A 12678-nucleotide genomic window follows, 5' to 3' on the forward strand; every position below is an offset into this window, starting at 1 on the left:
GCTTATTTAATTCCACTCTGCATCGAGCCTTCAACAATATATTTTTGGAAAATGATATATAAAATAACAATCGGAATTGTCACAATCGTTAACGCAGCCATGATATGACTTGTGTAAATATTATACGTATCACTAAAAATGGCATTTAGTGCTACTTGAATTGGCATTAAGTCCGCATTTGATAGCGCCATAACCGGCCATAAGAAATCATTCCAAGATGCTAAGAAGGTTAGTATTCCTACTGTTATATACATATTTAAACTAGAAGGAATGACAATCCGGAAAAAACAACCAATCTCACTTAATCCATCAATTTTTCCAGATTCAATCAACTCACCTGGAAAAGATAAAAAGTGCTGTCTAAAAAGGAAAATATTCATCACATTCACGACAAATGGCAATAAATAGCCTGGAACAGTGTTGATTAATCCCATTTCATTAACAACTAAAAACAACGGAAGAATGGTTGCCTCTATCGGGACAATCATCAACGCAATAATAAAAATCAAAATCCAATCTTTAAACGGAAAGACAAATCGTGCTAAAGCATATCCTGCTAAGGAATTAATTGTTAACCCAAACACGACTGTTAAGGACGCGTAAATCAAACTATTTCCAACGTTTTTAAAGATATTATAAAATCCTAGTAATTCTGTATAAGATTTTAACGATAAATCAGAAAACCTTGGCAAAATTGCATAGATTGATCCAATATCTCTGTAAATCACTTCGTCAATTTTAAAAGAAGATAGCACCATCCATAGCAGAGGAATTAAGAATTGCAGGGCAATTAAGGTTGCTAGGATATAAAATAATAGTTTTTTGATGATCTTCATGCTGCCCGCTCCTCTCTAAATAATTTTTTAATCACCATCGAAACAAACACTAGGAAAATTGTAAACACAAGAGTCACAGCACTGGCATATCCGATGTTTCGATGTCTAAATCCATATTCATAGATATATTGAAGAATAGTCATTGTTGAATAATCTGGTCCACCACCGGTCATGACCATCGGTTGGACAATTAGCTTGAAGGCTTGAATCGTTGTTGTTATGACTAAAAACATTAATATGGGTTTTAATGAAGGAATGGTAATATATAAAAACTTCTGAAACGCATTTGCCCCATCAATGTCAGCTGCTTCATATAAGCTTCCATCAATATTTTTTAATCCAGCTAAGAAGATCATCATTTGATATCCACAACCTGACCATGCTGAAATCACCACAATGGTATACATCGCTTGATCTGCACTTGATAAAAAGGCTGCTTTGGAATTCCTATATTCACCAATATTTCATTGATTAATCCAGAGGTTGGGTTTAACAAAACCGTCCAAAGAATGGAAATAACAACGAGGGATAACACAGCTGGTGAAAAGTACGCTGTTCGAAAAAAGCCTACACCCTTCACTTTTTTATTAATGATTAATGCTAGGCCAAGTGCCATAGCAAGCTGAAGTGGAACCACACCCACAACGAATTTAATGGTGTTTAAAAAGCTTTGTATCAACACTTCATCTGTTAGCATTCTTTTGAAGTTTTCCAAGCCAATAAATTGCTTATCATTCGGCTTTAATAAATAGTAATCTGTAAATCCATACGTAAAAGCTAGAAAGATAGGTAAAACAATAAATAAAATGGCAAGTATCATTGCAGGAGTTAGAAAACCAAACGCTGAAACCACTTCACCTTTTTTATAATGCTCACTATTTCGGTAATGCTCTGTTGTATTTCTGATCTTCACGAAATTTTTCACTGTTTTCATCACATCACACCCTTTTTTCGCTCGGTCCTTTACCAAGGTCTTTATGGTATGGAAGAGGCGAGGTCAGCACCTCACCTCATTTCCAGCTAGTTATTTTTTATATTTCTCAAACTCTATATCAATCTTTTTCACTGCTTCATCTAAGTATTCTTTAATTGTTGCTGGGTCTGTTGTTTTATTTTGGCCGATTTTTAAAATCACATCTTTCGCAAATGTTTCAGATAAGTATGGATATCCTGGTGAAACAGGACGAGATTTATTTGTGTTTTCAACTTGATATTTCAACACCGACCAAGCTTCATTATGATAAGGATTGTCAGTATTCGTATCAATGACATCAATAGAATTTACACGAGTAGGGATCGATCCATTTGCGTGATAATATTCCTCTGATGCTTCATCATTGTTTAGCCATTCCATCACTTCAACAACCTGCTTAATACGTTCTTCATCTTCCTCTTGCCCGTTTCTCACAAATGCCCAGCTTCCTGATGGAGTGTATAAGCCATCATAGTCATCATTCATCTTAGGATAACGAACTGTTTTGAATTTTAGATTAGGATAGTTACTTGTTAATTCACTAACATACCAGAAACCACTTACAGATAAAGCTGTTTTTCCAGAATGAAAGGCTTTTTCTGATTCAGATGCACTTGCAAGCTGTGGTTCCTCAAATAACTTGGCAAATTTCGTTAAAGCTTCAACACTTTTCTCACTGTTTAAAACACCATCGACTGTCACACCGTCTTCATCAACAATGTTTGTATCGTTGCCCCAAAGCACTGGTGTAAAGTAATACGTTCCTGTTTCATATGCACCTGCTGTAATATCTGGCAATAACAAGCTTACTGCACTTTCATAATCTTTAAAGGCAGGATCATCTGAACTTTTTGCAAAATCATCTACCTTTCTAGCAAGTTCCGTGAATTGGTCCCATGTCCAATCCTCATCAGCTGCAGGTACTAATTCTTTTATATCTTCAGGCAATGCATTCATCATATCTTCGTTATACATAATCGCTACCCCTGAATCTGAATAACCCATTCCGTAAAACTTTCCGTCAACTGTACCTTGAGCAATGATGGATTCAGTAAATCCTTCTTTAAATCCTTCGCTCATATATTCGTCTAATTCACCAAGAAGTCCAGAATCTACGTACGCAGCGATATCAGGACCATCTAATGTAAAAATATCCGGCATATCATTCGCTGTAATGGCTGCATTCAGCTTATCAATATAACCAGATCCTGCTCCTGCACGTGTAATGTTTTGAATTTCAACTTGAGGCTTGTCAGGATGCTCCTCGTTATACTGTTTTACTCGTTCAGCAAACATTTTTCCCTCAGGATGATCAGCAGCAGCCTGTGTCCAAATCACAATCTTCTCATCACTACCACCTGTTTCACTTGAACTACACGCAACTAACGAAAAAGATAAAACCAACATTGAAACATACAAAAATAGCTTTTTCATACTTTCATAGACCCCCCAGTCTGAATAATTGGTGAAAACGTATTCACGTTTCCTGGTTTTCATGTTACGCTAGGTGTATATAAAAGTCAATACGTAATTTAAAGCGTTTTCAGTGATCTTTATGTGATAACCTGATTTTTCTAATACTTGATTTTTATATGGTATAATAACAATATATTATACTCAAAAAGCAAATGAATGACTTCATTCTATTCATATATAAGAATACGTATTCACAACGGAGGAGCACAATGAATAAATTAACAATGAAAGAAATCGCTAAACTTGCAAACGTTTCCCAATCAACTGTATCAAGAGTGATAAACGGTAACACAGGAGTAAATGAAGAGGCCATGAAACGGGTGCTTCAAGTCATCGAAGAAGTAGGATATGTGCCAAACAAAGCTGCACAAACACTAAAAAAAAGTCAATCAAATATTATCGGAGTATGTTTAACAGAAACCTATAATCCATATTTCGTCGAGCTAGTGGATGCACTCGAATCAGAAGCCAGAAAAATTGGTTACAGTATTTTACTGCATAATTCCAAGCATAATCCCATCACAGAATGGGAAAGCATTCAAAACTTTATTGCCCGTCAGGTTGACGGAATAATTCTTGTTCCAACTGGTGAATATAATATCCAGCGAATTAGTAAGCTCGCCATTCCGACAATCGTCATGACACAAAACCGCAAACCACTTGATAGCGTGGGACTTGATCACATGAAAGCAGGTAAAATTGTTGGTGAAAAATTCATACACGCTGGTCATAAAACCTTTGGATATGTTGGAACCAACCCTGATGATGATAAATTTCTCGGCTATAAAAGTGCCCTATATGAAAACGGCTTCAGCTTCGACCTAAAAAATTACATTCAGCTCGAAGAAACATCAAAAAACAATTTCTTAATGAGACGTGACATCGAAGATTACTTAAACAAGGTGAAATCCCTCGACTTCACCTGTCTATTTACAAACAATGACATTATGGCACTAGAATTTATGAAAGCCGCTAGAGAGAGGAACATAAAGGTCCCTGAGGATATTAGTGTGATCGGATTTGACGATACGTATCTTGCTAAAATTATGGGAATCTCTAGTATTCATCAGCCGATTGAAGAGATGGTGAAAACAACCATTGATATCCTGGTAGACAGGATGGAGAATGAGGTTTCGTCAGAGTCTGTACAGATTAAGCTGGATCCGACGTTGATTGAGAGAATGAGTAGTTGATGGGTTGGCGTTCTAAACAATTAGAAGCGTCGCTGAGTTGTATATATAGATTTGAATTTTGGATCAAACTGATCTTTCAATCGAGGAAATTCCGCACGAAGAAGCCAAGGGACCTGTCCCCTTGGCTTCTTTCTCGAAAAATGATAGATTTTGACTGATCCTTCCTATAAAATTGATTTTGGAAAACATTTCTATCATATTGATAAAAATATCCTTTTTTCGGAGGTTACTTATGATCGCATCAACAAAAAAACTAAGAAGTTCCCTATTAAAAGCATCAACCTTATTACTAGTTACATCCTCAATTCTTATCACACCAACTATTAGTGAAGCAGTAAATTCTAAAAAACCACAACTCTCTAATAGTGAAATGACAAAGTATCCAGCTGAAATAATTAAAGGGATTCGTTTAACACTCAGAATAGAGAAGCACGGAAGATTAACACCTATCGAAATAACAGAACAGATTGAGAATATGTCGAAAGTAAATGCAATGGATACATATATAAGAAGCTTTCCAAACGATTTAACAGGTTCAAGGGTAAGAGAAATCGTTCATCAAATTTATAAAATTGACCTTGATGCGATTTCTGACTTAGGAGCTGGAACGAAACAGAGTGTTTATCCTGATCAAATAACAAAAGCCATAAAACAAGTAGTGGATGTGGATGATATAGATTCCTATATTCACAACCTCTCTAAATCTGAAGTTATGGATTTGTACCTGGAATCTTATCATTACGAGTTAGCTCCGAGTGCTATAAGAGTTGCCATTAATTTAATATTTGGCACAAATTTAGATGGTATTTCTACATTAGAGAATTCTGGAATAGGACTATTTTCGAAGGGGCAATGGATTAATCAGTCGAGTGAAGATTTGTTCGTGGTTCATACGAGTGATGATGATGTTGATGTGAAAATTTATCCAACAGATTATTTCAAGAAACGTACTGGATTAGATGAACTTCCGAGTGATTTGCAAGACTCATTAAAAGAGCTAGGCTACTATTTTAATAAAGAGATCGGTGCTTATTATTATGCTGATCCTCATGGTCAATCGGTGCCTGATTCTTTTAAAGGTCAAACATTAGGGTTACTAATTGGGTATATTTCTACTAATTATTCAGATCGATAAGTTTGCAACTTATAGTTGTGGTTTAATGGATTTTTTAATAATTTCACCTAAAATTGTTTATTGGGGCCTTCGACAAAAATCGGGTGGTGCCTGTGCACCACCCGAAATTCCAAACCTACTCTCTATCTCTACCTTTCTCTAAGAAGGATTTCTCTACTTTATTGTTCTGCTTACTAGACTTATCTTTCACTGATCCTTTACCTTTCTTTGCTACTTCAGAACCAACTGAAGCAAAGATGCTATTGGCCAGCAGGCGATAGCTTGATTGTGTATGTGCTCTAAAGGCAAGGTCGTTTGCAAATAGAGTAATATTTGAATCTTCAAGATTTTGAGTAAATGCTAGTGTTTGACCTCTTGCAGCGTCATGACCAGGCCACCATCCAGCTACATAGAAATCGTCACTATTGCTTACAGTTGCTAATACTTGAGCATCTTTAGGAACAGACGTAATCCATGCACCATTTGTTGTGTACAATAACTCATTCTTTTCATATCCAGAGGTTAGAATGTGATCATTTACGTTTGCTTTTAATAAACCTTCATGACCAGGGCTTGTGTAATCGAAGCTGTAACCTTCTCCTAGCACTTCACTGTTTTTCACAGCATTCAGAGCATACACTCCAATTCCAACATAAGCTTTCCCATCCAGACTATTAACATCAAATGAACTACCATCACTAACAACAACGTCTGCATCTTCAGTAGAATTAACTAATTCAAACCCCAGTTCTTTTAATGAAAACTTTAATTGAGCTGAACCTGTTACTGCTACTTTAGGAAGAGTTAATTTTTCCGTTTTTATGTTTTGTGTTGTACCAGCTGATGAAGCCTCGTAGTAAAAATCTTCATACTGTACTAAATCCTTTGTATTAACGATATAGTCACCTTTATTTACTTTTCCCTTTGTTTCCATTGCTTTTTCAACGACTTTTCCATCTTTTAAAAGCTCATTGATTAATTTTACCGTGTCATTATTTGTGTTAGATAAAATTTGTTTTGGCGCCTTGCCAACTACATCACCAGTTGGTAATGTTACGCTGTCTACTTCTTTTGTAACCTTGGCAAAAGCATTCTCCTCACGTACTTCATCCAAATCAAATCCTCTTAAGTCAGAGAAATTAACAACGATCGGATCGTACATTGCACCCCAGTCTGATACATCGTCACCTTTGTAAAGCATCGCATTAGCTAGACCGCGTTTTGCTTGATTCATCGGCACGATATATGTTCCCTTTGGATATGCAGTTCCATTTACTTTCGCTGTTTTTGTGGTTTGCTCTACTTTTACCCCATTGCGAAGTAAGTATTCAACCATTTTTGTTGCTTCTAGTGGATTCTTTTGTCCTTTTTCATGAACTGGAATCACGTAATATTCTGGGAAGAAGTTTTCATTTTCTCCTCTTGTGCGTCCAATTGATTCACCGGATGCATTTACAAAATACTCATCTACGGCGCGATTGTCTTCACCATTTACTCCACGCTTAAAGATTTCAAGCTGATTTTTATAAAGTTCATCTTTGTTTTCCGTTACATAAAGCGTTGCCCCAAGGCCTGTTGCATACATAGCATCATAACCATTTTGGCTTAATGCTGGTGTTTCAATTGTATGACCAAGTGATCCATGTAGCATTGCATACATTGCCGTATAAGCAGGCGTCATATCATCCCAGCCGTCGCCATAATCAAGAGCCGGAATTTCATAGGAATCGTAGGCTGAGTTACTGATTCCTGCGTCACCCATTGCATGCGCCTGCTCGATCATGTTTCCATAAAGTAAATCGTACTCAAAGTTCGGGTTATGCGGCGGTGTTGTCGGCTCAATTAAGAAACCACCCACATAACCATGCATATCAAGGAACGAAAGTGGTGTCCACTTCGCAATTTCTTGTGTTACTTCTTGTGTTTCTATTTGTGTTTGGTAATGGTTATCACGGTTTAAGTCAAAGCCATTTGCGTTTGCTCTCGTGTTTGCTACTCTACCATCAGGATTGTTTGTGAACATATAAAGGAAAATCACATCATCAAGAACATCATCCACGTTTAACGTAACAGCTTTTTCTTGTTTATTCTCAATTGTATTGAAAGTAATTTCGTCTTCTAATGCAAACTTCTTGAACAATTCAACCTGAGCGTCCACACCTTCTACTTCGTCAGGGTGAATATTGTTAATCCAGACGGGAACTTGGTAATCACCCATTTCTCCGTCTTCTAACTTTTCTAGTAAACTCTCAGGATCTTCTAATGCAGTTGGTAGGGTTTCATTTAAATACTTATCTACCGCTTCTTTATCTTTAGCTAAAACAACAAAATGAAGGTCACGACCTTCTACTGATTTTCCAAAGCTTTGGTATTCAAGGTAGCGATCATTCGTTTCTTCAGCTTCTTCAAAGACTGAATCAATCGTTGGCTTCAATTCTTCATAAAAATGAAATTGGTCGTATACATTTAGTTCGACTGTCTGTACTGCTTTCTTTTTACTAGCTTTATCAACTAATGCTAGTTCGTAATCACCAATAAATTGTTGATATTGAGTACGAATTGTTCGGTTTGATAGATTGTCTCTGTCGTAAAGAAGGTCAAACTCTAAAGTTGCCTTGATTGTTGTTGTACCGTCTACGAAATGAGGTTCCTCAATTACAGTTATGAAAGGATCTCCATTATAGCTTGTCCCACCAGACCACTTTTTCCATTCTGAAAGGCTTTTCCCTCCAAATAGGAATTCTAGTTGACTAAAGTCGACATTTCCACCGAAATCTGCCATAACTTCTACTGTTCTGGTTTCGGTTAATGAGAGTAATGTCCTATTAGTCTCTAACTCTATTACTTCATAGTTCTCCGCTGTTTCAGTAGCTGATACAGGTATTGCTGATTGTGCGAATAGAGCTAGTACTAATAGAAATGCTAGTAACCCTGAAAACCTCTTCTTCATCAAATCATCCCTTCTTTTATGTATGTTAAATAGATCACATAATTAATGGTAATAGAATATTCAGAAATCAAACAGTGAAAATAGTTCGGGATACGAAAGGAAATTACTCGACAATATTTAGGCTTAGATGACCAGTGAAGATTATAGAAGCAGAGGTTACTAGGTACTAAGTATAGGGGTTTTACCTTTTATTTCTACTAATTATTGTATTATTGCTTGCTAGATTCAGCTATTACTCGTAAAATTGGAGTTCTTTTTTACATTGTTTCTTGTTCAATAGCAGACACTCCACTTGAAGGAATAGGTGTTTATTTCCGATATTTACTTATAAATTTGGGAATGGAAATATCAATCTATTTATTCATACAATCACTTACAATCTTGTTATATCGTTACATTAAGTTCATCTATCTAGATTATCCAGAAAATAATTTGGGGATGGGGATGGAGGACAAGGAACCTGTCCCTTTGTCTTCATTTATAGATAAAATTTTAAGTGGTTGTGGTGGACTTTGTAAGCGTTTCCAAGTATAATATAGGTATTCAGTCATTATTTTATTTTTTAAGGAGTGGTCTTAATGGAGCATCAAGAGAATGTATTTGTAGGAATGTTTTGGGGAGCATTATTAAGTTTTCCATTATGGGCTGCGTTTTTTTTATTTTTGAAGTTTCTTTTATAAGAGTGATAGCCTATTAAAATAGGAATGGAAATAAAAGCTGTTATTATAATTTCCTTGAAAACAAGTTAACCATTTTCCATTCCAATTTCCTTTTTCTATTCATCTTAAAAAGTCACCCCAAAGAGTGACTCTTCTTTACTTAGGCAATAGTCCTGCTCCTATTAACCCTGCCTTTTGATCCAATAATGCCGGCTTTAGTACGAAGTCTTCCTTCAAGCTTGGATACAAATATCCCTTTGTTTTTTCAATTAACGGCTCTACTATTAAATGCTTCGATTTCATTACACCCCCACCGATAACGATAATCTCAGGGTTAACTGTGTGAACAATATTTGCCAAGCCAATCGCTAGATAATTAATGGCTTCATCAAGAATTGCTTGCGCTTCTTTGTTGCCCTGCTCTGCCAGATGGAAGACTCCTTGTGCACCGTTTGTGATGTTCAAGCGTTCTTTGCCGATTCTGCCGATTGCGGTTCCGCTTGCTAGTCCTTCGAGCGCACCTTTGTTCAGTCCTGGGCCGTGGTAGGCGTCTGGGCTTGGGTTGACAATCATATTGCCAATCTCGCCGCAGCTTCCTTGTGCACCTGAAACAAGCTCGCCGTTTAGCACGTATCCGCCACCGATTCCCGTGCTAACGGTGATAAAGAATACACTGCTTGCGCCTTTTCCTGCACCAAGAGTTGCCTCAGCCAGTGCTGCTGCGTTTGCATCGTTTTCTAGCTTCACTGGTAGGCTGATTTTTTCTTCGAGCAGTTGGACGATCGGAATGTTTACCCAGCCTGGTAGGTTTGGTGGTTCGATAATGATTCCGTCATGTGGGTTGAGTGGGCCTGGTGAACCGATACCGATCGCTTTGATTTTATACGTAGCTTTTAGTTGGTTGATGATCTCTGCCATTTGGTTGATCACATACTGGGGTCCTTTTGCTGCTTCTGTTGGTTGGCTTTGTTCGTTGATGATTTCTCCTTGCTCGTTGAAGACGCCGATGCGCAGGTTTGTACCGCCGAGGTCGATTCCGATTGTGTGCATGGCTGTGCCTCCTTTTCCTTTATTTCTTTGTGATAAATTTGTTCTGTTACCTGTACTAGTTCATTATGTCCTAAGTTTACCTGAATGTTGGATGTATGAAAAGGATTACAAAAAGTAGTAATTTCTCTACAAAGAGGGAGATTACTTCTTTAAATGAAAAAACATCCACTGGGGATGCTTTTTTCTTCTTCTTAGTACAGTTCAGAAGGATCAATTGGCTCATATAAAGACGGATCAAAGTTTCCATCCATATTCATTAGTCGATATAGAGCATAAAAGTTGCCTTCGCCGTATGTCTGATCTTCATAGAATTGTGCATTTAGAATTTGGCCAGTTTGACTTACAAAGATGATTTCATCAAGAGCATCGTCTGTTGGATATGGATTGTAGTAAACATCTCCATCAAATGAGTCTAGGAATTCAGCCGGAAAGCCGTAGCCACCTGCGATATATGTGTGAGCAATAAAGTTCACTGTATCGTTGCCACCGTAATAAACATAAAGATCTTCATCAAACTCTGAATATGGATAAGGATAGACGTATGCTAAATATGTGCCACCTTCAAATTCATCAAGATCTTTATAAGTTGGTTGACCGAGTGTTTTGAATGTTTCATTTCTTGTTTGTGAAAGTGTTGCCCCGTTCAGCAGGATGTCTCCTGTTGCTGGGTTGTACGTTAATTTAACTGCTTCTCCATCACCTGCTGTTGTTTGGTTAAGCTTGTCATTGAACCAGTTGATGTAGGCTGTTAATTCTTGGTTTACTGATGCTGGAAGGGCTTTGTAGCCTCCTGCTTGTTTAATCGCAACAGCACGTTTTTTCAGTCTGTCTAATTTTGCATAATCACTTTTCATTTTAGTGAATTCACTATTATAGTAGGAATCTGTGATTACAGCGATTAGTCTGTATTGAGAAACCTCATAGATAACACGTTCTCTCGCTACTTTTGCCACTTTTACATATGTGTCATTTAAGTATTTGCGGTTTTTAGAGCCTGAAACTTTTCCAATTGCACGTTCAACCTTTTTAATATCAGCGCTGAATGCATCGTATTGCTCATTGATGTAATAAAGATCGCCATTGCTAATTGTTTGATTGAATGCATTTGTTTTTTGTAGTAGTTTTTTCCCTGCACCTACAGCGTTTGCATAGTTGGTGTCTGTAGCAGCACTTGATGTTGTTGGCAGGATCGATGCGGTGAATAAAGTAAGTAAAATTGCCAGAAGTATTTTCTTCATGTTCAGCCTCCGAAGTAGTAGTAAAAACCTACTATAAATGTACTATTCTAGGAGACTGTTAGTCAATTTAAACTTTAATGGTAGATGGTGGGGAACATCTTATTATATAAGCCATTTTTTTCTTGTACAGAAACCTATTAGTGCACCTGATTCCTCTAGGTTAGAAAGGGCAGAAAAAAGAAGTACCTCCATAAGAGATACTTCTTTATCGTATTATCCTATGGGAACATTTTTAAGAGGTTTGCTGAGTTTTGTTTTGCTCAGTTCTTTCGGGTTCATTCATTATGTCTGAAGCTCATTTAAGTGGGTTATATTTCATGTGAAGTCTATTAAATCAAATTGCTTTTTTAATTTAGATATTTCTCTTTCATTTTGGACGGTCTTTTCCCAAGTATGTTCATGGTCCAACTCGTTTGAAGAAATTCGACTGCTAATTTCATTGTGGTGCTTTTCATATTCCAGTCGTAATCGAGCTATATCTTCCCGTGTTCCTTTTTGGTCTTGTTTCATTCCTGATATGTCTTGTTTCATTCCTGATATGTCTTGTTTCATTTCCTTAATCTCTTGTCTCGTTTCTAGTTGTTCTCTCTTAATATCACCAACCATCCTAATCAAGTTGGCTAACATGTCCTCCATTCGCTCTAATCGTTCTTCCATTGAATTCACCTCCTTCTCAACAATATTTTACAATCTTTTTACGTGGTACGCCATTGGTTGATCGAATTTTACAAGAAATTAACAAAGACAGTTTTGTATGGTAGACTGCCCTCAACCTAGCCCTTCACCTATCTGCTAGTTGTCCTTTTATAAAATATTTCCCGAGTAATATATAACTAATCAAGTTAGCAACGTCACAAAGTCGCACCAGCCATTTGCCAAAGAAAAAATCTCAACAAATTTCGGGAATTGACAGGCACCAAAACAAATTCCGACAAAATCGGGTGGTGACTAGGCACCACCCACACAAAAACGAGCACCCTCAAAGGCGCTCGTTCTTTTTATGATGCATATACTTCTTCTTATTTGAGAAATTAAGTCTTCTATCATTTCATTAGTTGTGATATCCACTTTTGCTTCGCCTTTGTCGTAGGCGCTTAATAGAATTTGTAACAGCTCTTCTTGTTTCAGCTGATTATCCTTCATATTGTATAAGTTTCCTTTCTTTTTTTACAAATTCAGACAATACCAA

General features: G+C 37.0%; 11 protein-coding genes. 2 read left to right on the top strand and 9 right to left on the bottom strand.

The window, feature by feature from the left end; all coding sequences use genetic code 11:
• Positions 1–2 precede the first annotated feature (2 nt).
• The 4 genes from MVE64_RS11825 to MVE64_RS11840 form a co-directional block, all read right to left on the bottom strand.
• Entirely contained in the window at positions 3–836 is an 834-nt protein-coding gene (locus MVE64_RS11825) for a carbohydrate ABC transporter permease (RefSeq protein WP_247346598.1), read from the bottom strand.
• Entirely contained in the window at positions 833–1243 is a 411-nt protein-coding gene (locus MVE64_RS11830) for a carbohydrate ABC transporter permease (protein ID WP_247346599.1), read from the bottom strand. Before MVE64_RS11830 ends, MVE64_RS11825 begins: the two co-directional genes overlap by 4 nt.
• A complete protein-coding gene (locus tag MVE64_RS11835) occupies positions 1225–1770 on the bottom strand; it encodes a carbohydrate ABC transporter permease (RefSeq protein WP_247346600.1) in 546 nt (181 codons plus the stop codon). Before MVE64_RS11835 ends, MVE64_RS11830 begins: the two co-directional genes overlap by 19 nt.
• A 90-nt stretch (positions 1771–1860) precedes the next feature.
• On the bottom strand, positions 1861–3243 hold the full coding sequence (locus MVE64_RS11840) for an ABC transporter substrate-binding protein (protein WP_247346601.1): 1383 nt from the start codon (positions 3241–3243) through the stop codon (positions 1861–1863).
• A gap of 251 nt (positions 3244–3494) precedes the next feature.
• Between MVE64_RS11840 and MVE64_RS11845 the strand changes: the two genes are divergently transcribed.
• Positions 3495–4478 (top strand): LacI family DNA-binding transcriptional regulator, encoded by a 984-nt coding sequence (locus tag MVE64_RS11845; protein ID WP_247346602.1) that lies wholly within the window; start codon positions 3495–3497, stop codon positions 4476–4478.
• A gap of 232 nt (positions 4479–4710) precedes the next feature.
• Positions 4711–5613, top strand: coding sequence for a hypothetical protein (locus MVE64_RS11850; RefSeq protein WP_247346603.1), 903 nt, complete (start codon positions 4711–4713; stop codon positions 5611–5613).
• Between the two features lie 115 nt (positions 5614–5728).
• On the opposite strand, the gene MVE64_RS11855 is transcribed toward MVE64_RS11850, so the two are convergent.
• From MVE64_RS11855 to MVE64_RS11875, 5 genes are all read right to left on the bottom strand, one after another.
• On the bottom strand, positions 5729–8542 hold the full coding sequence (locus tag MVE64_RS11855; protein WP_247346605.1) for a M14 family metallopeptidase: 2814 nt from the start codon (positions 8540–8542) through the stop codon (positions 5729–5731).
• Positions 8543–9357: 815 nt separating this feature from the next.
• On the bottom strand, positions 9358–10251 hold the full coding sequence (locus tag MVE64_RS11860; RefSeq protein WP_247346607.1) for an ROK family protein: 894 nt from the start codon (positions 10249–10251) through the stop codon (positions 9358–9360).
• Positions 10252–10442: 191 nt separating this feature from the next.
• On the bottom strand, positions 10443–11489 hold the full coding sequence (locus MVE64_RS11865; RefSeq protein ID WP_247346609.1) for a hypothetical protein: 1047 nt from the start codon (positions 11487–11489) through the stop codon (positions 10443–10445).
• Between the two features lie 315 nt (positions 11490–11804).
• On the bottom strand, positions 11805–12146 hold the full coding sequence (locus MVE64_RS11870; protein WP_247346611.1) for a coiled-coil domain-containing protein: 342 nt from the start codon (positions 12144–12146) through the stop codon (positions 11805–11807).
• Between the two features lie 291 nt (positions 12147–12437).
• Positions 12438–12632, bottom strand: coding sequence for a YwzD family small protein (locus tag MVE64_RS11875; RefSeq protein WP_247346612.1), 195 nt, complete (start codon positions 12630–12632; stop codon positions 12438–12440).
• Positions 12633–12678 lie beyond the last annotated feature (46 nt).

It is taken from the genome of Metabacillus endolithicus (assembly GCF_023078335.1).
Lineage (GTDB): Bacteria > Bacillota > Bacilli > Bacillales > Bacillaceae > Metabacillus > Metabacillus endolithicus.